This is a genomic window from Anoxybacillus sp. MB8, assembly GCF_011006755.1.
GTDB classification, from domain to species: Bacteria; Bacillota; Bacilli; order Bacillales; family Anoxybacillaceae; genus Anoxybacillus; species Anoxybacillus gonensis.
Genome location: NZ_RXXX01000003.1, coordinates 76,989 through 98,595, shown reverse-complemented (window position 1 = coordinate 98,595; position 21,607 = coordinate 76,989). Strand labels below are relative to the sequence as shown.

21 protein-coding genes are annotated in these 21,607 nt (G+C 40.6%); 3 read left to right on the top strand and 18 right to left on the bottom strand.

The features are described from left to right. Nucleotides 1-3: 3 nt before the first annotated feature. The 16 genes from EKC99_RS02170 to EKC99_RS02095 form a co-directional block, all read right to left on the bottom strand. Nucleotides 4-1,026, bottom strand: coding sequence for a rod shape-determining protein (locus EKC99_RS02170; RefSeq protein WP_006320433.1), 1,023 nt, complete (start codon nt 1,024-1,026; stop codon nt 4-6). A gap of 84 nt (nt 1,027-1,110) precedes the next feature. Beyond that, nucleotides 1,111-1,785 (bottom strand): RadC family protein, encoded by a 675-nt coding sequence (gene radC / locus EKC99_RS02165; protein WP_035049165.1) that lies wholly within the window; start codon nt 1,783-1,785, stop codon nt 1,111-1,113. Nucleotides 1,786-1,813: 28 nt separating this feature from the next. Next, on the bottom strand, nt 1,814-2,383 hold the full coding sequence (locus EKC99_RS02160; protein ID WP_042534153.1) for a Maf family protein: 570 nt from the start codon (nt 2,381-2,383) through the stop codon (nt 1,814-1,816). Nucleotides 2,384-2,497: 114 nt separating this feature from the next. After that, nucleotides 2,498-3,277 carry an SPOR domain-containing protein gene (locus tag EKC99_RS02155; protein WP_163150279.1) on the bottom strand — a complete coding sequence of 260 codons (780 nt, stop codon included), beginning with the start codon at nt 3,275-3,277 and terminating at the stop codon, nt 2,498-2,500. Nucleotides 3,278-3,381: 104 nt separating this feature from the next. Then, nucleotides 3,382-3,822: a type II secretion system protein gene (locus EKC99_RS02150; RefSeq protein WP_163150277.1), complete on the bottom strand. Its 441-nt coding sequence runs from the start codon at nt 3,820-3,822 to the stop codon at nt 3,382-3,384. 13 nt (nt 3,823-3,835) lie between these two features. Continuing rightward, the gene (gene pilO / locus EKC99_RS02145; protein WP_163150276.1) at nt 3,836-4,462 is read right to left on the bottom strand and encodes a type 4a pilus biogenesis protein PilO; all 627 of its coding nucleotides are present in this window, start codon (nt 4,460-4,462) and stop codon (nt 3,836-3,838) included. Further along, nucleotides 4,459-5,040 carry a PilN domain-containing protein gene (locus EKC99_RS02140; protein ID WP_042534145.1) on the bottom strand — a complete coding sequence of 194 codons (582 nt, stop codon included), beginning with the start codon at nt 5,038-5,040 and terminating at the stop codon, nt 4,459-4,461. The genes pilO and EKC99_RS02140 overlap by 4 nt, the downstream gene beginning before the upstream one ends. Beyond that, nucleotides 5,024-5,992, bottom strand: coding sequence for a type IV pilus biogenesis protein PilM (pilM, locus tag EKC99_RS02135; RefSeq protein WP_163150273.1), 969 nt, complete (start codon nt 5,990-5,992; stop codon nt 5,024-5,026). Before pilM ends, EKC99_RS02140 begins: the two co-directional genes overlap by 17 nt. A 12-nt stretch (nt 5,993-6,004) precedes the next feature. After that, nucleotides 6,005-6,751: a prepilin peptidase gene (locus tag EKC99_RS02130; protein ID WP_163150309.1), complete on the bottom strand. Its 747-nt coding sequence runs from the start codon at nt 6,749-6,751 to the stop codon at nt 6,005-6,007. After that, nucleotides 6,745-7,149, bottom strand: coding sequence for a prepilin-type N-terminal cleavage/methylation domain-containing protein (locus EKC99_RS02125; protein WP_163150271.1), 405 nt, complete (start codon nt 7,147-7,149; stop codon nt 6,745-6,747). The genes EKC99_RS02130 and EKC99_RS02125 overlap by 7 nt, the downstream gene beginning before the upstream one ends. Nucleotides 7,150-7,229: 80 nt before the next feature. After that, on the bottom strand, nt 7,230-8,441 hold the full coding sequence (locus tag EKC99_RS02120) for a type II secretion system F family protein (protein ID WP_163150269.1): 1,212 nt from the start codon (nt 8,439-8,441) through the stop codon (nt 7,230-7,232). A gap of 5 nt (nt 8,442-8,446) precedes the next feature. Next, nucleotides 8,447-9,481, bottom strand: a complete 1,035-nt coding sequence (locus tag EKC99_RS02115; protein WP_163150267.1) for a type IV pilus twitching motility protein PilT — start codon at nt 9,479-9,481, stop codon at nt 8,447-8,449. Nucleotides 9,482-9,491: 10 nt separating this feature from the next. Beyond that, entirely contained in the window at nt 9,492-11,153 is a 1,662-nt protein-coding gene (locus EKC99_RS02110) for a GspE/PulE family protein (protein WP_163150265.1), read from the bottom strand. Then, on the bottom strand, nt 11,150-12,391 hold the full coding sequence (locus EKC99_RS02105; RefSeq protein ID WP_240468785.1) for a VanW family protein: 1,242 nt from the start codon (nt 12,389-12,391) through the stop codon (nt 11,150-11,152). The genes EKC99_RS02110 and EKC99_RS02105 overlap by 4 nt, the downstream gene beginning before the upstream one ends. Nucleotides 12,392-12,413: 22 nt before the next feature. Beyond that, on the bottom strand, nt 12,414-13,160 hold the full coding sequence (locus tag EKC99_RS02100; RefSeq protein WP_163150261.1) for a PRC-barrel domain-containing protein: 747 nt from the start codon (nt 13,158-13,160) through the stop codon (nt 12,414-12,416). Next, nucleotides 13,157-14,371, bottom strand: coding sequence for a hypothetical protein (locus EKC99_RS02095; RefSeq protein ID WP_163150259.1), 1,215 nt, complete (start codon nt 14,369-14,371; stop codon nt 13,157-13,159). Before EKC99_RS02095 ends, EKC99_RS02100 begins: the two co-directional genes overlap by 4 nt. Before the next feature lie 96 nt (nt 14,372-14,467). Here EKC99_RS02095 and EKC99_RS02090 point away from each other — a divergent pair, with 96 nt between their 5' ends. From EKC99_RS02090 to EKC99_RS02080, 3 genes are read left to right on the top strand one after another with little or no spacing between them, the layout of a single operon-like run. Next, the gene (locus EKC99_RS02090) at nt 14,468-15,058 is read left to right on the top strand and encodes a prepilin-type N-terminal cleavage/methylation domain-containing protein (RefSeq protein ID WP_163150257.1); all 591 of its coding nucleotides are present in this window, start codon (nt 14,468-14,470) and stop codon (nt 15,056-15,058) included. After that, nucleotides 15,042-15,611, top strand: a complete 570-nt coding sequence (locus EKC99_RS02085) for a PulJ/GspJ family protein (protein ID WP_055439995.1) — start codon at nt 15,042-15,044, stop codon at nt 15,609-15,611. The genes EKC99_RS02090 and EKC99_RS02085 overlap by 17 nt, the downstream gene beginning before the upstream one ends. A 13-nt stretch (nt 15,612-15,624) precedes the next feature. Beyond that, nucleotides 15,625-17,262, top strand: coding sequence for a hypothetical protein (locus EKC99_RS02080; RefSeq protein ID WP_055439996.1), 1,638 nt, complete (start codon nt 15,625-15,627; stop codon nt 17,260-17,262). 9 nt (nt 17,263-17,271) lie between these two features. On the opposite strand, the gene EKC99_RS02075 is transcribed toward EKC99_RS02080, so the two are convergent. Both EKC99_RS02075 and EKC99_RS02070 read right to left on the bottom strand, forming a co-directional pair. Next, the gene (locus EKC99_RS02075; RefSeq protein ID WP_163150255.1) at nt 17,272-18,120 is read right to left on the bottom strand and encodes an ankyrin repeat domain-containing protein; all 849 of its coding nucleotides are present in this window, start codon (nt 18,118-18,120) and stop codon (nt 17,272-17,274) included. Nucleotides 18,121-18,138: 18 nt separating this feature from the next. After that, nucleotides 18,139-21,561 (bottom strand): Ig-like domain-containing protein, encoded by a 3,423-nt coding sequence (locus EKC99_RS02070; RefSeq protein WP_163150254.1) that lies wholly within the window; start codon nt 21,559-21,561, stop codon nt 18,139-18,141. Nucleotides 21,562-21,607 lie beyond the last annotated feature (46 nt).

The window sequence follows — 21,607 nt, the reverse complement described above, 5'->3', positions numbered from 1 at the left end:
ACATTAGCGATGGTCTCGCGCTTTATTTTTAAATAAATGAATATGGTCGAGCGCTTTTCCTGTACCAATCGCGACGCAATCGAGCGGATTTTCAGCAATAATGACTGGCATATTCGTCTCTTGGCTAATGACTTTATCTAAATTGCGCAACAACGCTCCTCCACCCGTTAACACAATTCCACGATCCATAATATCTGCAGCAAGTTCTGGCGGCGTTTTTTCAAGCGTATTTTTTACGGAATCAACAATGGCATATACCGTATCGCGCAACGCTTCAGCGATTTCTTCCGCATGAATTTCAATCGTTTTTGGCAAGCCTGTTAATAAGTCGCGACCGCGAATTTCCATGCTTCCGATCCCTTCCGGATTGCCTGCCGAACCAATTTCGACTTTAATCGCTTCCGCTGTGCGCTCCCCAATCATTAAATTGTACGTTTTGCGAATATATTGGATAATTGCCTCATCCATTTCATCACCAGCAACACGAATTGACTGGCTCGTAACGATACCACCTAAAGAAATGACAGCGACTTCCGTTGTGCCACCCCCGATGTCGACGACCATGCTTCCTGTCGGTTCCCATACAGGCAAATTCGCACCGATCGCTGCCGCAAACGGCTCTTCGATCGTATAAGCGTCGCGAGCCCCTGCTTGTCTCGTTGCGTCAATGACGGCACGCTCCTCGACCGCCGTAATCCCTGACGGCACGCACACCATCACGTATGGCTTTCCAGCAAACAGTCCGCTATTTTTCGTCGCTTGCTTAATGTAGTACTTCATCATAATGGCTGTCGTTTCGTAATCAGCGATCACTCCATCTTTCATCGGGCGAAGTGCCACAACGTTTCCTGGCGTACGTCCGATCATTTGTTTCGCTTCATTCCCAACCGCAACAATTTGTTTCGTATCTTTTTGTAGCGCAACGACAGAAGGCTCGCGCAAAACGATTCCTTTTCCTTTGACATATACAAGCGTATTGGCAGTGCCTAAATCTATTCCGAGATCTCTTGATCCAATTCCAAACATGTTCGTATCTTCCTTTCTGAAACAAAATGCTTTCAAAAACTCATGACATTTATTATAACGCAATTACAATGAAAAGAGAACGATTTACACATATCCTTTTTCTTTTAAACTCACATATGTTTTATCACCAATAATTAAATGGTCAAGCAGCTCAATGCCAACGAGGCGGCCGCATTCTGCGAGCCTGCGCGTCACTTCAATATCTTCGCGGCTCGGCGTCGGATCTCCTGACGGATGATTGTGAATACAAATGATGGAAGCAGCAGAACGTTTAATCGCTTCTTTATACACTTCGCGCGGATGGACGATCGATGCATTTAGACTGCCGATAAATACTGTCTTTTTATGCATCACTTGATTTTTCGTATTTAAATATAACACAACGAAATGTTCTTGGCTTAAAAAACGCATATCTTCCATGACGTAACGTGCACCATCTTCCGGAGAACGAATGACGTAACGATCATCGTATTGAATTTGATGCACGCGTCGGCCAAGCTCAAGCGCTGCAATAATTTGGATCGCTTTTGTTTTTCCGATCCCTTTAATGCTTGTCATTTCTTCAATCGTTGCATCTTTTAACTGACGAAGTCCTTCAAAATGGGTAAGTAAATGTTGCGCAAGCGTAAGAACGGAATATTGTTTCGTCCCCGTGCGAAGCAAAATGGCTAACAATTCTTGATTGGATAAACTTTGCGGTCCTTCAGAAAGCAAGCGTTCACGCGGGCGTTCATCGGGTGGAACATGACGAATAAGCATACGTTCCCCCCTCTATTTTAACCTTTTTTTAACGAAATGGATAAAATCCGAATTTTTTTAATTCGCGAGCAAGCCTTGCAATCGGCAAACCAACAACGGAAAAATAGTCGCCGTCAATCTTTTTTACAAAAAGCGCTCCCCGTTCTTGAATGCCGTACGCGCCCGCTTTATCGAGCGGTTCTTTTGTCGCAATATACGCCCAAATGTCTTCATCTGTAAGCGGCCAAAACGTAACGTCCGTTTTTTCTGCAAAAGTGACGCACTCTTTTTCTGTACAAATGGCGACACCTGTCCATACTTCATGTGTCGTTCCGGATAAACGTTTTAACATACGAAAGGCGTCTTGTTCGCTCGTCGGCTTCCCAAGCACCTCTCCTTCACACACAACGATCGTATCAGCCCCGATGACGCACGCGTCTTTTTTTTGTTGCCATACCGCATTTGCTTTTTTATGTGCGAGCTGCTGTACAATTTCACTTGGGGATAACTCGGCATCGAATAATTCATCGACATCGCTGACGAGGATGTCAAACGGAAGTCCAAGCATACGAAGAAGTTGTTTTCGACGAGGAGAACTAGAAGCTAACACAAGTTGCATCGTCATCACCTTTCTGTCATGAGCGTTTGTTTCAAGGAAGATACACTTGTATCGTACCAAATTTATACACAATATACAATGGTTCGACAAAGAAAAAAAGAAGCTGTGCGCTTCTTATTGTAAAACATTTAATATATGTTGTTGTGCGGCCCATAATTGTGCTTGATCGTTTGTTTGCCGGAAAGCGAAAAGCGCTTCATACGCTTTTTTCATCTGTTCATCATGAAACGAATACGACTGTAACTCATTCCATTGTTCATTGGAAAGTTGTTGCCCATCCAACAATAAACTAATCGCGGAAACGATCGTCATAAACGGCTCATTTTCTTTTTCGTCCACCGATACGTTCCATGCTTTTACGTATGTGTCAATTCCGAGCGATTCGTATAAGCCCGCGATTTTCTTTGCCTCCTCTTTCGTTAATGCCATGCCTAAAAATACATAAACAGGTTGTTTTCCAATTATTACACTCGGACGTTGTTGTGCCTTTATTTTTTGTACATATACATTTGCTGCTTTTTCATCTTGAAACACCCCACCTTGAACGACGAAAATCGTCTCTGTTCGTTGTGAGGTTGGCACTTCTTCATTTTGTTCTTGTTGTAACGTCGTTGTTGAAGTCGGTTTGCTCTCTGTTGTCGGGATGATTGTTAATACAAGTAAGCCGAAGCTTGTCCCAAGAACAACCGCTAAAGCGATCGCTAATACAAAGGAGCGCCAAGGTGATCTTGTATATCGTTTACTCATTTCAAATGGTATGAGCTCATCTTGTTTTTCACTTTGTTCATTGCTTTCCTCGTTCGACCATTGGGGCAATGTATTTGTCACTGACGTGTACGGTTGCTCTTTTCCGTTCACTTTAATAACGATCGCTTTTTTCGCTGGCTTGTCCATTTTTTCCCTCCCGCTGTCATTCTTCGCCCATCGTAACATAAAAAAAGAAAAAAAAAACGAGACATTTGTCGTCTCGTTGCGGAAGGTTTTCGTCAAATTTCGCACTATCGATCTTGAATGTCATCTACCGACAATTGATCGACAGGCACACCGTTTTGTTTACAAATTTGCTTCATTTCCCCTCTTAAACAAACAGCGTAGCGAATGTGACCATCGCTTTGTTTTGTTACGATGACGTACGAATCATCGCTCGGCGGCAAACGCTTTGACGTATACGGATCAATGATCACTTCGATGACACCGTCATTCGCTAATTGTTTGTACGTCAATACCTCACTTTGATTTGGCGTTAAAAACTCTACTTTTTGCGCACCAACGTGAAGCCGCGCCGCTTCATACAGCGTATACGCTGTCGCAACAAACGCTCGATCACGTGACTTTTTAATGACCTCAACGACAGACACAGTCGCAATCATGACTAAAATACTTAAAATGACAATGACAGCTAACAGTTCGATTAGCGTCATTCCTCGTTCATCTTGCATCCAACCGACCCCTTTATTGTTCCGTTAATGAAGGAAACGGATTTCGCTTTTCGCTCGGTTGCGGTAAATCAAGCGGTGGCAATTGCTCAATCCATTGGCGCAATTCTGGTGCGTAAAACGTTGACACAGTTAAAGAATAAGACAGTTGTGGCACTTCATCCATGACCGTCGTCCATTCTTCATATCCTGTGAACGATAATGAATCAACGGAAACGATGCGCTTTGATCGTTCTAACACATCAATAAATTGTTCGAGTGCAAAATAGGAAGGAGAACGAACAGATAGATTGACTGTCAATTTTTGAATCGGCGTTGGAGGTCCTTCAACGTTTTCTCCTTCTTGAAAAGTAAGCGACAATACTTCACTATTTGATACGACCTCTGCTTTTTCAATGTCTAATAAAAATTGCTCAACAAACGGTTGAACAGGAACGCGTTTTTGTAACTCGACAAGACTAACACGCAAATCGTCCGACGGTTGTTTGCTTTGCAACGTTTGCAGCAACTTTTTTTCCGTCTGCAATTCTGTTTCCAGTTGTTCTTTTCGGTCATCGAGCGGTTTGTACACATATATATATAGCGCAAATGATAGTAGCGTAAGCAACAAGAGAGAGACCGTCACGATAAGTCCTTTTCTCATTTTTCCCCTCCTTGTTGCTGTTTTTTCCATTCCTCCATATTCAGTTGAACAGTAAACTGTCCGATATACCGCGGCATTGCTCCTTCTTCTTCCGCCTTTCCTTCTGATGCAGTTAAACTCGTCAGTTTTACGTCAGCGATAAACGAGGCATCTTTTAACGCTTGTAAATATGCAGCACTTTCACGCGTTGTATCAAATTGAGCAGTCAATTGAATGGCACCATCTCGCGCATAAGAAACGTTCATTAAAAACCCGCGCTCTGGCAAACGTTCAATCAATTCATGTAAAAGCGCGACCGTATGAATCGGATATTGCTCCGCCCATTGAATCGCTTCTTGCAACTGGACTCCGACAGATGTGTTCGCAGCTGTTTTTTGTTTTTCTTCTTCTGCGATTCGTAACGCTTTCGTTTGATCGAGCTCCGTTTTTAATTGCGCGATTTGTTGTTCCATGCGCTGTACAATGACATAAAACGTTGCCGCGCCAACGATCAATAAAACAGCAAACACAATGGATAAAAGTGGAATAAGTCGGGATTTTTGTTCACGTTTTGGCAGTAAGTTAATTTCTACGAGCATATGCATTACCCTCTTTTAGTCCGAGTCCAATTGGTAAATAATAAGCAGGGTCGACCGAAAGCGGCAGCGTCAACGTTTCAACCGCGACATCAAGACGCTCTTGTAACAAAAGGGAAAATGTATGAACGAGCGGATGGTCCCCAGTAATGACGATGCGGGTAATTTGCGCCTTGCCTTGTTGTAATGAAAAACGGTAAAAGTTCATGACGCGCTCGAGTTCTTTATATACGTCCTCTAGCTGACGTTCAGGTTGACCTTCTTTTAACCACATCCATCCTTCATTCGTCTTTTCCCAAAACGTCCATTGGGCATCAAACGCTAACTGACGCGTGAATATTGGACGATGTTGATAAAATACGCTGACGTTTAACGACGATAAATCAAATTGAACGAATAAAAAGTGATCGACATCGTTCGCTAAATCAAATGTGTAAAATAAGCGATATAAGCTAAGCGGAGAAATATCTGCCACAATCGGTTTTAATTTGACTGCTTCAAATAGCTGTGCATATTGCATTACGTTTGCTTCTGGAGCTGCAAATAATAAAACGTGGAGCGCTTCTTTCGTTTTCTCAAGCACCGCATAATCAAATACCGCATCTTCAAACGGAAGTGGAATGGTCGCACCAATTTCCATAAATAAATAACTGCGTATGTCCTCATGCTCCATTTCTTTCGGTAACGGAATTTTACGAATGACGATAAGCGGATCAGGCACGAGAAAACGGACGCGACGACGTTTTATGTTCCACATATCGACACATTGCTCCATAATGTGAGCAAGTTGCTCTTCATCAGCAATTTTCCCGTCGCGCACAATCCCTTCTGGAAGCGGCCATTCCTCGCATGTATGCCATATGAGCGGTTGTTGTTGTTTTAACTCTACATAGCGAATGACGTGATCTTTTATGACAATGTTGCCCACTTTATTTTTCATTGAAAAAAGCCGCATAGTTTGTTCTCCTTACATCATAGCCTTTACATACATATCAATCATCGCTTCACCAAAAAAATAGGCGATCAGTGTACCAACAACAATGGCTGGTCCAAATGGCATCGGTTCGCCACGCTTCACACGCCCTATTGCCATGCCAATCAGACCAAACATCGTTCCAACGAACGTCGATAAAAAGAACGCTAAAACCGTTAATTTTACCCCAAGCGCCAAACCGATCACTGCAAATAGTTTAATATCTCCACCGCCCATTCCACCTTTACTCACAAGAGCAATAAGAAACAACATCATCAATCCAACAAAACTACCGAGCAAACTATCCCACCAAGGAGTAAGCGGCACGAGCCATATGCGCTCAATGAAAAGAAGTGGCGCAAAAAATAATAAAACACGGTCTGGAATAATCATATAATGCACATCAGAAACGAAAATAATAACGAATAAAGAAATGAGCGTCCAACTAACGGCTACTTCCGCTGACCAACCGACAAGAAATGGAGCGAGCGTAAACAATATAGCCGTGGACAGCTCAACGAACGGATAAACAAAGGAAATGCGCGCACAACACGCGCGACATTTCCCTTTTTGCAACATATACGAAACGACCGGAATTAACTCTAACGCTGTCAACGTTCGCTTACAAGATGGACAATGCGAACGCGGCGCAACAATCGACTCCCCTTTCGGCACCCTTAACCCAACAACATTATAAAAAGAGCCGAGAAGAAGACCGAGGACAAATGTAAAGATTATAATGTTACATCATCCCTTTTAACTTTACCTGGATCTTCATTATCAATGTGTTTTTTGTTATCTGATACTAGCGTCACTTTCCACACACCGTCATCTAAAACTACTTTTGAGGCAGTTTTATCATACTGACCGCCACCAGGCTTTTTGACAGATTCTAAGTACTTCTTTTCTTCTAAATATTTCAAAGTATACTCTGTTACTGTGCTATCTGCTGTATACGCTAGCCGTGCTGCATTTACCATTTGTTGTGCATTGGCAATGTGGGCATCTTTACGAGAGTTCTCGATTAATCCCCCAATACTTGGAATCGCAATGGCAGCAATGATCCCCAAAATAACGATCACTGCCAGCAATTCAATTAATGTTAAGCCTTTTTCATTACGGAAAAACTTTTTTACCAACTGAAATCCTCTCCTTCTCAATTTTTTATGTTCGTGAATAATTTTACAATATTTCAATGTAGTTGAAAAGTACTATTTTTTTATTGTTGAATATGATTAAATATATCGAACATAGGAACTAGAATAGATGTGACAATCGTCCCAACGACGCTAGCAAGCATCACAATCATCAACGGCTCGATTAATGATTTTAACCGATCCGTCGCCGCTTCGACTTCTGCTTCGTAAAAGTCAGCAACTTTCGCAAGCATCGCATCTAATGAACCTGTTTGTTCTCCAATCGCAATCATTTGCGTCACGAGCGGAGGAAAGACCCAATGTCGCTTCATCGGTTCCGTTAACGATTCTCCGCGCTCAAGCGCATTACGCGATGTGCGAATAACGCGAGCGACAACTTCATTTTCAACGACCGCTTCAACGATCGCAAGCGCTTGTAAAATAGGGACAGCACTTGAAAAGAGGGAACTTAATGTGCGCGTCATGCGAGCAAGCACTGCTTTTTGCATCATGCTCCCAAAAATCGGCATGCGCAACACCATGACATCTAAATAATATTTCGTCACTTTTTGTCTTTTTAATAAAAAAAGTAATCCGTATAGGCTAAACATGAGTAAAATAACGCCCCACCAGTACGTTTGCATCACTTCACTTGCACGTAGCACAAACTTCGTAATCGCTGGCAACTCCGCCCCGAAATCCGCAAACATCGAAACAAACGTCGGTACGACACTAACGAGCAAAAAGATGACAACGATGACAGCAATGATTCCAACAACAACAGGATATGCCAAAGCGGAAACAATTTTTTGGCGTGTCCGATGCACTTTTTCAAAATGATCCGCAAGCCTCTCAAGCGTTTCTTCCATACTTCCGCTCGCTTCTCCAGCCCGAATCATATTGATGACAAGCGGAGGAAAAATGTTTGGGTGATTAGTCATCGCTGTAGATAACAGTTGACCGCTTCTTAATTGTTCTTCAATATGCATCAGTGCTTTTTTTAACGCTTTGCTTTCTGTTTGTTCGGCTAAAATACGAGTGGCGTCAACAATCGTTACCCCTGCCTTTAAAAGCGTTGCAAATTGACGCAAATAAATGACGAAATGTTGTAGTTTGACGGGATTACCAAACGTAATTTCTTTTGTTAATGACGTCTGGGGGATTTCACGCACATCAATGACTTTTAATCGTTGTTCGCGCAGTCTCATCATGACATCTCGTCGCGACGAAGCAACGATCGTTCCTTTTTTTACCCCCCCGCGCACGTCGCGTGCTTCATAGCGAAATTGCGCCATATTTATCATCCTTCCTGCAAGTACGGCTCGACCGATTCTTTTGCGATCAATCCTTGCTGCACAAGCTCTTTAATGCTCGCCTCAAGCGTATGCATGCCAAGTGCGCGGTTTGTTTGCATGACGCTTGGAATTTGATGAATTTTCCCGTTGCGAATTAAATTGGCAACAGCTGCATTGTTGATTAAAATTTCTGTCGCCGCAATTCGCCCATTTTTTTGCGCGCGTGGAAATAATCGTTGTGAAATGATCGCAACTAAAACGGTCGCTAATTGAATACGAATTTGTGCTTGCTGTTCTGGTTGAAATACGTCAATGATTCGATCAATCGTCGCAGGCGCACTTGACGTATGGAGCGTACCGAATACGAGATGTCCTGTTTCTGCGGCGGTAATTGCTGTTTGAATCGTTTCTAAATCGCGCATTTCGCCGACTAAAATGACGTCCGGATCTTGCCGAAGTGCTGCCCGCAAACCGTTTGCGAAATTGTTCGTATCCGTCCCAACTTCGCGCTGATCGATGACACATCCCCCATGTTTATGCACATATTCAATAGGATCTTCAAGCGTAATAATATGTTTGCGCATCGTTTTATTCATATAGTCAATCATCGCGGCTAACGTCGTCGATTTTCCGCTTCCCGTTGGTCCTGTGACAAGAATGAGTCCTTGAGGTTTCGTTACCATCTTTTTCAATACATCTGGTAGTTGCAATTCGTCAAGCGTCGGAATTTTTGTCGGCACAATACGGATCGCAAGCGAAATGCAGCCTCGTTGTTTAAACACGTTAACACGAAAACGCGAAACGCCTGCGAGGCTATATGACAAATCTAACTCCCCGTTTTCTTCAAAATAAGACCACATCTTTTCAGGAACGATCGCTTTTGCCATTTGTTCCGTATCAGTTGGTGACAATACGTATTGCCCATATCGCTTCAAATCCCCATTAATGCGAAAAATAGGGGGAATACCGACCGTCAAATGAATATCAGATGCTTTTAATTCAAATGCAGTACGCAACATCGTATCTACTTTTTGTTTCATCTTCATCACCTTAGCCAATACTTACACGCAACACTTCTTCTGTTGTCGTCAGCCCTTGCTTTACTTTTAATAGACCATCATCAATTAAAAAAATCATTTTATTTTTTATTGCTAATTCACGTAATTTCGAAAGCGGTTCCCCATTTAAGATAACTTTTCTCATGTCATCAGACATGACCATTAACTCATGTAGCGCAATACGTCCTTTATATCCAGTCATATTGCACGTCGGACAGCCTCGACCGCGCATCACTTTCTCAATTTTCAAACCTCGCCGAGCAAAAATATCTATTTCTCTCTTCGTCGGTTCGTGTTCTGCTTGACAATCGCGGCAAACACGACGCACGAGACGTTGTGAAACCACTCCTGAAAGTGATGTCGCAACTAAAAACGGTTCAACGCCCATATCAATTAAACGAGCGACCGTGCTTAATGCATCGTTTGTATGCAACGTACTTAACACAAGATGCCCCGTTAAAGATGCACGAATTGCTACCTCCGCTGTTTCGCGATCACGAATCTCCCCGACCATAATAATGTTCGGGTCTTGCCGTAAAATAGAGCGCAATCCTTCTGCAAATGTCATCCCGACATTTGGATTCACTTGAATTTGGTTAACCCCCTCAAGCTGATATTCGACAGGATCTTCAATTGTAATAATGTTCACATGTTCACCGTTTAACCGATTTAAAGCTGCATAAAGTGTCGATGATTTTCCTGAACCCGTCGGTCCCGTAATTAATACGATGCCCGTCGGCTGCTCAATAAGTTGAATAAACCGTTGCAAGTTTACTTTATTAAATCCGAGTTTATTTAAATCATTTAATGCCGCACCTAAATCAAGCACGCGCATAACAATTTTTTCACCGTAAACCGTCGGCAACGTCGATACGCGCAAATCAATCGGATGAAAATCAATATTCATTTTAATGCGCCCATCTTGTGGAACGCGATGTTCTGTAATATCCATATTTGCTAAAATTTTAATACGTGCTGTTAACATCCCTTGCATATGTTTCGGCAACGCTCGTTCTGTACGTAAAATCCCGTCAATTCGGTAACGAATGACGACTTTCGTCTCATGGGGGTCGATATGAATATCGCTTGCTCGCTGTTCTACAGCCATTTGTAAAATTTGATTAACGAGCCGCACAATCGGTGAGTCGTCTTCGACAAGCTTCTCTTGTTCGCGGGACTCTTGTACCGATGCAATGTTTAAAAATTCTTCAACCGAATCATCAATATCGTAATATTTATTAATTGCCCGTAAAATATCATCTTTTGATGCGATCGCCACTTCAATATGAAAGCCGGTCGATAGACGCAAATCGTCAATCGCAAAAAAATCCATCGGGTCTGCCATAGCGACAAATAGCCGATCTCCTTCTTGCTTTAAAGGAATGAGCATATTGCGTTTCGCAAATTCTTTTGGTACAAGGTTCGTTAATTTTGGATCAATCGGATACCGATATAAGCTAACGTGTGGGATGCCGAGTTGAAACTCTAATACTTCAATTAATTGTTGTTCGGTAATGTACCCTCGTTGCAACAACGCGTCGCCTAACTTTTGTCCAGGCGCCTTTTCTTTTAACGTTTCTTCAAGCTGTTCTTTCGTAATGAGCCCTGCTTCAATTAACAAATCACCTAATCGTTTTCGTTCTTGCTTCTTCATGAGGTCTCATCCTCATTTCCTTTGATTTGCTCATTTTCATTTCCCCATATATCTTCTTGGTCTGTTGATTCTGTTGAAGGTGTTTCGTTTCGTGTTGATGATTCATTTGTTGTTGGTGTCTCACTGGTCTCAGAACGTAATCCACGCACTTCGACGCGATGAGTTGGCGGGTAAAAATCTTCCGAAACGAGAACCGTTTCAACTAACATGCGGTTGCGATCGTACACTTCTTTATATAAGCGAATTAGCATTCCTTTTTTTCCTTCTTCTTTTATTCGCTTTTCGTTCGGCTTCATCAATGCACTATATTGTACAATTGTTTTCGGATCATAGTACTCAATAGGATCTGTTTTTAATACATATTGATGTATAAATGGGGCACCGATCAAAGACGCTCTCATGGCATTCCCTCCGATCACCCATTCAAAAGTGTATGACCGATCGTTTGGATTGAAGAAAACAAAATCTTTTTTGTCTTGTTCAACAGCCGCTTCAAATCCTGCTTTGACTCCGTTTGGTAATACGGTGCTCGTATGTCGTTCAACAATTTCAAAGTTCGTCGGTACAATCGCTTCATATAAAACTGACGCAAATAACGTCATGGCTTCTTTTGATAAACTTATTTCTTGTTTTTTGAAAAAGTCCAAAACAGAAAATATTTGCTTTGGCTCAATAACCATTGTTGTTGCTGGAATTGTACGAAGCTCTTCGTGTAAAGGAATAACAGCTTGCGACAATATTGTTTGTTTTTGCATGTCTTTCCGAACGTATTGAACAAGCGATAGTTGAGTAGATGTAAGTGAGGCAGCTGCTTGTTCCAATTGAGTTTTTACCTTTTCCACATCAATCAAGTCGCTTGATGCACCAATAGAAGAAATGGCATCCTGCAATGCTTTGGCATCAATAGAAACGAGGAGAGGGGCGTGCTTCCCGCTCACCGCCTGTTTCATGCTCTCCTCAATACGAAACGTAAAATGTTTCGTTTGTACCGTTACTTTCTTTCCTTCTAGTACAAGCCCCATCTTTGCTGATTGCTTCCACTCGTTCACTTTTTGACTCATGAGTTCACGCGCTTCTTCATATGAACGATGAGATACGTCAATCGGTCCGATCATCGTTCCTTCAGCAAATTTGTCTCCGCTAACAAACGACTCGTACGCCCACGTTGCCAATTTTGTACTAGCAAGTAAATATGAAACGGTAATAAGCAGAGTAAAAAATATTTTAAATGAACCCATTTGGCGCACAGGATACGCCTCCTTACTCAACATTCATAGATAATTCAATGACAACATCTGGTCCTTCTTCTTGCACGCGCATGACGTCTTCTTTCGTTAAAATCGTATCTTTTGAAATGAGCACTTGACCATTTGTGTCAAAAATATCTTTTAATACTCGCTTTCCTGTTAACATGTCGATTTGTTTTTGACGTAATTCATCAAGCTCATTTTCAAATGACTTTGGCGCAATTTGTTCTATGTGCGGTTGTACTTGTGTTCCCTTTAGCGACAATAACGCATCAACATCGGAAACAAGCGTTTGTTGCGCATCTTCATGAACGATCAATAAATCTTTTCCATATGTAATGACATGATCAGCACGAACGACGCGGGAGTCGTTGCCAATTTGTACTTCAATACCTGTAATTTCTCCCGTTTCTTCATCAAAATAAAATTCTGTCGCTTCTCCAAGCAATTGTCCTTTTCTCGTCATCACTTTCGCTTGTTTAATCGCGATTTTTTTATTGACAAGCTCATTCGCAATAGGAATGACATTTAAATCGAGAACAACTCTTTCTTCTTCAACCGTTACAGCAAATTCCCCAACACCGATGATATGACGAAATGGAATCGACTTCATACTAATTTCGCAGTTTTCTTGGTCAACAATTAAAAATTCGACTGTTCCTTTTTCTGGGTTTATGACAAGCGACTTCACTTGTCCAAGTTGAACCCCGGTTTGAATGCTAATGACTGGAAGACCCATAACTTGTGCACTACTTTTCATTTTTTCCACCCCATTTTTTGTTCAGCGTAATGAATCATGTGTGCTAATTGTTGTTGAATGATTGGATAAGACTCATATTGCCCATACAATTGTTTCGCCACATCATATAACTTTTCATATTGTTTCGAAGCAACGTAATGCTCCATTAACACATTCGCAAACGCATAATAATCTTGTTCATGTAAACGAGGATGTAAATGTTTATAAATCAACTGTTCATACTCCTCGTCAGATAACAACGGACGCATGGTGTATAAAGAAGCGAGTAAATTTTTCATGAACGGTTTTGGAAGCATACGTATCGCTTCATCACCTTTTTCTATCGCTATTGTTTCACTATATGCAGACGGTTCTTCGTCCACATACACGATGGCTTTTTCGACAATCGGTATGCTTTCCGCTTCATCTTGCTGTTTTTCACCAATAGCATCTCCTCCGATGACTGGAATCATTTCCATCTCATTTTGCTTTTCATCTACTATGCCATCATCTTCTATAACTGTCTCCACTTCATTTTTCTCATCGACAAAACGATCTGTCATCTCGTCAACAACAACAAGCTCGTCCATCTTAAGCAACTCATTTTCTTCTGTTTCAACCAGCTCATCGTTTTCTTCAGCTAACAAATTAACCCATCGCTCATCGTCCATCTCATGATGTTCGTTATTTACATCTGTACCGTCATTGTCCACTATATGTAGCGGCTCAATGACATCGTCCATTTCAGCTAACGATTCAATGATATGATCGTATTCATTATTGCGAAGCGGCTCAACGGAAACATGTTGTTCAACTTCTTCTGGCCCGTTACTTTCAAGCCACTCGAATTCCATTTCTTCCGTTTGTTCTTGTTGGGGGTCACGTTCTTCTTCCTGCTTTTCTTCTACCACTTCTTTGATCATAAATATCGGTTCTTCGTTTTGCTCATCTTCTACATCGTTCACTACAATTAAATCGTGCTCATGAATACGTGCATAAAATAAATGACCGAGCTTTTGTTCAAGTAAATATGTGCTAGCAATCACTAAAAGTAAAAGAAATAATGCCGCCTGCCAAAGCGGAAATTGTTTTACGACGATCATCCCAAAAATACTTAATAAAAAAGCAAAAATTAATAAAAAAGCAACTCCTTTTTTTGTCCATCCAAAAGACAACCTTATATAAACAGGAATTAATGTGAGGAAAAAAAACGCAAAAAATAGATATAACAATTCGTTCCACCTCCTATTCATCAAAAAATAATATAACAATTAATCTACGACATATTGTATAATAAAATTATGTATTTTAAAAGAAGGGGAAGGAAAATGTGTAAAAAGAAAATGAATATTTTTTGTGATAAACATGGTTTTACGTTAATTGAAGTACTATTATCCATTGTTATTTTATCATTTGTTGTGAGCGGCATGTTCATGTTTTTCAATAATGCGATGACATACACAGCGTATAGCCAATCAAAAACCGTTGCCGTTAATATCGCTCGTGGTGTTATTCATTATATGGAACGTCTCGATTTCCAAACGATCAATACGTATGTTCATGACCATATGACAGAACAAACACCGTTTATACGCTTCGATGCTTCGTCATGTTCCAATACATCATTATTTCCTAATAAAGACGTATGTCAAGCTGTTTTTGCACCGACGGTTAACAACATAACATATGACGAAGAAGACGTACAAGCTTGGTTAATTCCATACGATCAAGCCATATGGTCAAACATAAAAACAAACCCGCCAAGCGAATTTCCTGACCCTTTAAAACAAACGATTCAAAACGAGAAAGATATAAAAGAAAATGTAAGCGACTATTTACTTCGTTTATATGTCACTGTCCGTTCAAATAACGAAGTGATCGTATTAAAAGGGGTGATCGCCAATGAAAGTATTCGCTAATGAACGAGGACTAACGCTTATTGAACTACTTGTCGGTTTAGCGATCACATCGATTATTGCTGCTTCTGCATATGGCGTATTTACAGCCGGAACGAAGGCGTATAAACGGATTGGCATTGAAAGTCAATTGCGAAGTGAAGCAGATATATTGATGACAACGATTTTTAACGAACTATACGCCCTCGCGCCAGACGGATTAAACAAAAATGAATCAAACGAACATACATTGACGTTTGTCAATCACGTAAAAAAAGAAATTGATACAAATACAGGTCTTGTCGAAGAAAAAGAACAAGAAGGACAAACGTTACAAATTAAAATAGATGAGGCAACGGGAACATTACAAATAAATGATAAACAAATCACATCAAGTAATTTACGCATCGTCCCAGAACAATCAACGTTCACTTATACGTGCGTACAAGAACAACAAAATGTATGTAAAAGCGGTGTCATTTCCATTCGTTTATCTGTTCAAGACAATGATCATCGCCATCCGGGCGATCCGTTATATATTGAACCGTTTACATTGCAATCACAATTCGGATTTTAAGGGGGGAAGAGAGGTGAACGAGAAAGGATATAGCCTTGTGCTCGTTATGTTGACAGTCACTGTCTTTTTTATTATTGGATTTACGATTTTATCCGTCAGCATATATCAAGCAAAATTTACTCAAGTACGCGTAGAAGATGTCACATCGCTTCACGATGCCGTCAAAAACGTAGAAGAAACGGTTGCTGAGCTGAAAGCGAAAGTCGAACAGTTAACGTTATCAACCCCAACGCAGCTGGATCTCGATTTAGGAAATGCACAAGCTGGTTTTTTGAGTGAACTCATAAAACGCCATAGCGTCACAATTGAAGATATCACCGATGCAAAAGGAATCGTGCGTAATAAATTATTTACACGCGTTTTTCGTATATCTGCCCCATATGGAAGCAAAACGGTCACACGTGAAGTCATTATTACGAACGCACCGAGCTTTTTAAAATATGCCCTTGGTTCGCGTGAAAATGTTACGTTAAATGGCGGAGCATATATTGACGGCAATATATACACGGGAAAAGATATATATGTCACAAACGTTGCTAACTATATTTACAACTCGACGCTTTATTCCGTACAAACAACATTCCCAACGACGAGTGAAAAAAGTATATTGTTTGTTGAAGGCAACCGCTATGCGTGCGATCATGGAAATGGAGCGAGAAGTTGTTACACCATATCAACTGCATTTACAAAAAACATGAATGATTTTACAGCACATTCACTATCGTTCCAATATCAAGGACCGAGCGTTCAAAAAGAGCAAGATGACTTTATTGACGTAAATTTTGATTTGACATTAAAAGACAAACTACTATCAGCGGCCGGCATTGATGGATTTGATCCGAGTAAACAAGCGCAATATCAAAGTCTTATTTCTTTACCATTATCCGAGCTTGTCGAACAAATAAAATCGTCATTTGCGACTGTTGTCGTTAATGACCCTATCGATTTACCAACCGCATTAGAAGGCGCGATTGCCAGTGGAAAATCCATTTTCCTTGATACAAGTACCGTCCCGTATTTTGATATTACGTCGTTAACTTTAAATGACGGGCAATGGTTCATTGTAAACGGTGACTTGACTTTAGAAAATGCAGGGAGTTTACCTTTACAAATGAAAGGAAATATTATTGTGCTCGGCAATTTAACGATTACAGGACAAGTGGCGTTCGATTCTACCGTATACGTCAATGGAAATACGTCCATTTACAATACGACAATTAGCGGCTTAAATGGGAAAGAAGTTGTGTTACTCACAAAAGGCGAGCTAGAAATTGCTCGTGTCAATGAATTTACAAACCATTTTTCATTCACAACACCAAACTTAAAAGGATTTTTCTATACAGACAGCAACGCAGTAATTTATGCTGTCGGATCATATATAAATATTGAAGGGGGGCTATTTGCTCGTGGCAACAACTCCATGATTCCGTACACAGATGAAAACGGGTTGATCGTTAATACGTATCGTGGTGAAACGAGTGATAGCGGAACAAATCTTTCGTTCCAAATGCCTATTTCATCTGAAGAAGAACAAAAGCAGTACGCTCGTTTTGTTGTGAAACATAATAAAGATGTGTTTATTAACCGCGGTCTCGGATTGCCGCTTGTTAAACAACTCGCCGTTATCGTTGATGAAATACGCGTACAATGAAAAAAGGAGCTACTTGGCTCCTTTTTCCTTTAGCTGCTTTATAATGTTTTCGTGTTTCCAATATTGTGCGAGGGAAAGTGCGGTGTTGCCAGTGTTGTCTCTCACATGCACATCAGCTCCGTAGCGAAGCAAGAGCGTCATTAATTCATCATAACCATACTCGGCTGCAACCATTAATGGCGTTTTTCCGATATTTGTTTTCGCATCCACCTTTGCTTTTTTCTCTAATAAATATGTGGCTACATCAATAAAATTTCGTTCAACTGCTTTATATAGCGGGGTTTCACCAACTTGATTTGCGATCTCTACATTTGCGCCATGTTCATACAAAAAGCGAACAACATCTACATTTCCCGCCTGCACCGCAAGCAATAAAGGCGTTTCACCATATTTATTTACCGCATTGACGTCAACGTCGTATTGACAAACGAGCTGTACAAGAGCAAGATTCCCGCTCCCTGCCGCAATATGCAAGGGAGTATTATGTTGTTTATCTTTTTCACGAACCGTTTGTTCATTTACGATTTGTTTTACGATTTCTATATTTTCTTCATTTCCTTGGGCTAAAGATGAAGCAAGTGCAAAATGTAGGGGAGGAAGCGGCATAACAGCCGACTTTCCTCCGACTTTTAATAGTTGTGCTGCAATATCGCGCTGACCGGTACGCATCGCCACATCAAGCGGTGTTTCATGTTTTATTTTAAAATTAATATTTTTTTCTTTTTCCATATAGTCGCGCACCGCTTGAATGTTTCCTTGCTCAATCGCCCGGATAAATTTTTGTTGTTTTTCTTCTTGCGACGGAAAGCACCCACTTAACAAGCTGATGATGACAAATAGCGTCATCACTTTTTTCATACGTGTTCACATCCTTCGTTAGTACAACCAGCCGTTTTTATTTCCGCCTTTCGTTGGGTCTGTCGCATGTTCAACGACGCGAATGACCGTTGATGCCGTCCACGTTTTACCGTTTTCATCGGTCAATTTTACCGTTAACGGTGTTTCACCGAGACGTTTTCCTGTCACATTTCCGCTATCATCTACTAAAGCATAATAACTATTCTCGATAGCAAAAGAACGATCCACAATTTTTGTTGTCGCATTTGCTGGAATTGGTACAATGTACGGTAATACATTGATCGTTTTTCCTTTTTGTACAACTAATGTGGATGGAAGCGAAATACCTGTTAACGGTGAGCCAACATGAATAACGGCTGTTCCAATGACACCGTTATGCGCTTGCGCGGTAATTGTCACTTGTCCTGTGCTCACACCTGTAACCTTGCCATTTTCATCAACCGAAGCGATATTCGGATTCGATGACTGCCATGTAATCGTCTTATACGTCGCATTATTTGGTGCAACTGTTGCTGTGAGCGTAGTTGTTTCGCCGATATTTATATTCGCAACTGTTGGCGATACAATAACGGCAGTTACTGGGATCGCTTGAACGGTGACAGTAATCGTCTTTTCAATGAGCTCGTCATTTCTGTTAAACGCTTGAATAGTTAGCGTTGTTACTCCTTCTTTTAATCCGGTAATTGTGCCGTTTGCACCGTTAATTTCAGCATACAAACTATTTCCTAGTGAATAAGATACGGCTTTTTTCGCATCTGCAGGTGATACGTTTATTGGAATTGGAATCGTTTCACCAACATGAACAGTAAAATCGTTTATTGTCATCGAATCAACCGGGATGCGTACAATCACTGTCATCGTTGCTGTCTTTACGTTACCGAACACATCTTTTACCCGCGCTGTTACTTGCGCCGTTCCTTCTTGTACTGCGGTAATGGCGCCGTTTTGATCGATTGAAATGATTTGTCCGTTACTGTTTTCGCTCCACTCCACTGAGGCGATCGTTGCTTCTTGTGGCAAAACGTTTAATAATAAACGCGCATTTTTCGGCACGCCACGATTTACAAACATCGTACTTGGTAGCGTGACATCTGTAATTTTGTAGTCAGAAACAAACGACAAAGCATTAAATGACAAATTGACGACTTGCGTATTAATATCTTTATACGTCAATTTTGCTTGCGATAGTGAAAACGTTCCTTTTGTCATTGGCTTTACTTGAATGGCGAACGTTTGCGGTTCAGCTACATACGTTGTTCCTGATTTTACAAACGAAATGTCTGGCAACATTCCTTTAATTGTATATCCTTCTGTGATTGTCCCTTGTTTTGTAAATCCATTCGGTAAAGAAACGACCTCAATACCTGCCGGCAATTTTTCTTCAAACGCCATGTTCGTTACTTTTAACAACGTATTCGTTAATAATGACAACGGTTTTGGTGTGAGTGTATATTGTATCGTCACCGGCTCATGAACTGGAGCGAGCGTTTTTGAAATTGTTCGACTGACTTCAATGTTTGCCGATACTCTTTCAATGATCACTTGAAATTCTTTCGTTACTTTTGCTCCACGTGCGTCTGTTGCTTCAATTTTTATTTTCGCTGTTCCACCGTTTGGCATATTGTGCGGAAGCGATTGAATAATCGTTGTGCCGTTTGGTACGTTGTTTTGTGCATACACTTCTTGATCGTTTAACCACACTTTCGTAGAAAACGTTCGGTCGACTAAATCTAAATCTTCTACTTTATACGATAGTTCAATCGGCTGATTGCTCGGAATTTTTTCGTTTTCTTTCGGTGTGATAACCGTTAATTGTGGTGCATGATTCGATCCGAAAAACGCACGGTACATCGTATTGACGAATAGTTTTTGTTCATCTTCTGGAAATGCTGCTGTTGTCCCTACATGCCCTGTTCCTGAATATGTGACGTTTCCATTAGAGTACGTATAATAATGGTTCCAACTATCATATACATCACGAGGAGATCCGTCAATATTGTACCAAGGGATTACACTCTCATTTTCTAAATTAAGTGTATAATATTGGTTGTGCGTTGTTGCAATTGTAATGTTATCACCTAATGCAAATGGATAGTTTGTCATTAAACCGCTATTCACTTGTTTTGTACTTGTCGATGCATTTGGTGCCCCGTTTCCTAAATCCGTTTGCGGTTGAATTTGTTGCACAATCGGACCGAATTCATTTACCCATACGTTATTTGCTCCAAACATCACATCATGTGTAAACATGACGCTTTGACCAGATTGAATAAAGTTTTTGACGGATTGAACGGTATTTTGATTTAAAGAAATAACAGAACCACATCCGTTATAACAATCTGCAAAACCAAAAATAATCATATCATATTTTCCATTAATGACTTCATGTGAATAATTTGGTTCGTACACCTTGCTTTTTTGAAAATCTGCTAATGTTGTTACGTCAATATTAATATGATATTCATTTGTACGACTTAAAAAACTCGGATTCATATTTTTCGTATTTAATAAAGAACTTGCATCGTTCCCTTTGCGAATTTGTAATACTTTAATATTTGCAACAACGTCTTGAAACTTCACAAACCCTTTTTCATAATCTTTTAACGCGCTTGTTTCATCAACAATTTCTACTTTCCAATAACGTGGTCCAGAATAGCCAGCTGGAAGGGTGTACGAAATCGTTCCTGTTGCTCCTTGCACTTGCTTTGATGCAACAATTTCTTCACTCGTATATTTGTCGTTAAAATCAGAGTCGATATACAAGTTGACAGTCAATAATTTATTTTGAAATTGTGTATAATTCGTAATTTGATATACAAATGACAACGTATCTCCTTTTGTATACACCTGTGTCGAAGACGGGGCATTTGTGAGCACAAAATGAGGACGTTTCGTGCCATTTGTCGCAAAATAGTTTTTCATGTTCGTATTCGTTGTAAAGAAAATGACGTTTGTTTTTGACTTCCATGCATTGGATTGAGAGTAACTATACAATTTACTTGTCGGATACTTTTTTACGCTGCTGTCATGAAGAAAAACAGGCAATCCTTTGTCAATATAAAATTGTTTGATTTGTCCAGCTTTCAAATCTGTCACATCGTTTAAAATATTCGTCGTATTATGCGATGCACTTCTATTGCTGCTCGTTGTCATGCCTAGTTTTGTCGGGTTATAATCGCCACTCGAAATCACAATGGCATCGTATTTACCGTCTAATTCATCACGCAAAGCAACAAAACGTTTCATCGTCATCGTCGTCACTTGTATATTCGATGTACTTCCTAATTCTTGTTTTAATGGCGATGAGGATAATTGACTAGCATGGCTGACAATTTCAAGCACGTTGTATGTGATATTGTCATTCGCACGCACAGCAGTAGCAGGAACAAACAATGGAACGAGTAAAAGAAGCGTTAAAAACACCGAAACAGCCCTTTTCACCTATCTCTCCCCCTTTCAAAAATCATACTTTTTATCTATTATACCA

Bases quoted from the DNA above. Each gene is read 5' to 3' on its own strand.
- EKC99_RS02170 (WP_006320433.1), bottom strand. From the start codon at position 1,026: ATGTTTGGAATTGGATCAAGAGATCTCGGAATAGATTTAGGCACTGCC.
- radC (WP_035049165.1), bottom strand. From the start codon at position 1,785: ATGCTTATTCGTCATGTTCCACCCGATGAACGCCCGCGTGAACGCTTG.
- EKC99_RS02160 (WP_042534153.1), bottom strand. From the start codon at position 2,383: ATGCAACTTGTGTTAGCTTCTAGTTCTCCTCGTCGAAAACAACTTCTT.
- EKC99_RS02155 (WP_163150279.1), bottom strand. From the start codon at position 3,277: ATGGACAAGCCAGCGAAAAAAGCGATCGTTATTAAAGTGAACGGAAAA.
- EKC99_RS02150 (WP_163150277.1), bottom strand. From the start codon at position 3,822: ATGCAAGATGAACGAGGAATGACGCTAATCGAACTGTTAGCTGTCATT.
- pilO (WP_163150276.1), bottom strand. From the start codon at position 4,462: ATGAGAAAAGGACTTATCGTGACGGTCTCTCTCTTGTTGCTTACGCTA.
- EKC99_RS02140 (WP_042534145.1), bottom strand. From the start codon at position 5,040: ATGCTCGTAGAAATTAACTTACTGCCAAAACGTGAACAAAAATCCCGA.
- pilM (WP_163150273.1), bottom strand. From the start codon at position 5,992: ATGCGGCTTTTTTCAATGAAAAATAAAGTGGGCAACATTGTCATAAAA.
- EKC99_RS02120 (WP_163150269.1), bottom strand. From the start codon at position 8,441: ATGGCGCAATTTCGCTATGAAGCACGCGACGTGCGCGGGGGGGTAAAA.
- EKC99_RS02115 (WP_163150267.1), bottom strand. From the start codon at position 9,481: ATGAAACAAAAAGTAGATACGATGTTGCGTACTGCATTTGAATTAAAA.
- EKC99_RS02110 (WP_163150265.1), bottom strand. From the start codon at position 11,153: ATGAAGAAGCAAGAACGAAAACGATTAGGTGATTTGTTAATTGAAGCA.
- EKC99_RS02105 (WP_240468785.1), bottom strand. From the start codon at position 12,391: ATGGGTTCATTTAAAATATTTTTTACTCTGCTTATTACCGTTTCATAT.
- EKC99_RS02100 (WP_163150261.1), bottom strand. From the start codon at position 13,160: ATGAAAAGTAGTGCACAAGTTATGGGTCTTCCAGTCATTAGCATTCAA.
- EKC99_RS02090 (WP_163150257.1), top strand. From the start codon at position 14,468: ATGTGTAAAAAGAAAATGAATATTTTTTGTGATAAACATGGTTTTACG.
- EKC99_RS02085 (WP_055439995.1), top strand. From the start codon at position 15,042: ATGAAAGTATTCGCTAATGAACGAGGACTAACGCTTATTGAACTACTT.
- EKC99_RS02075 (WP_163150255.1), bottom strand. From the start codon at position 18,120: ATGAAAAAAGTGATGACGCTATTTGTCATCATCAGCTTGTTAAGTGGG.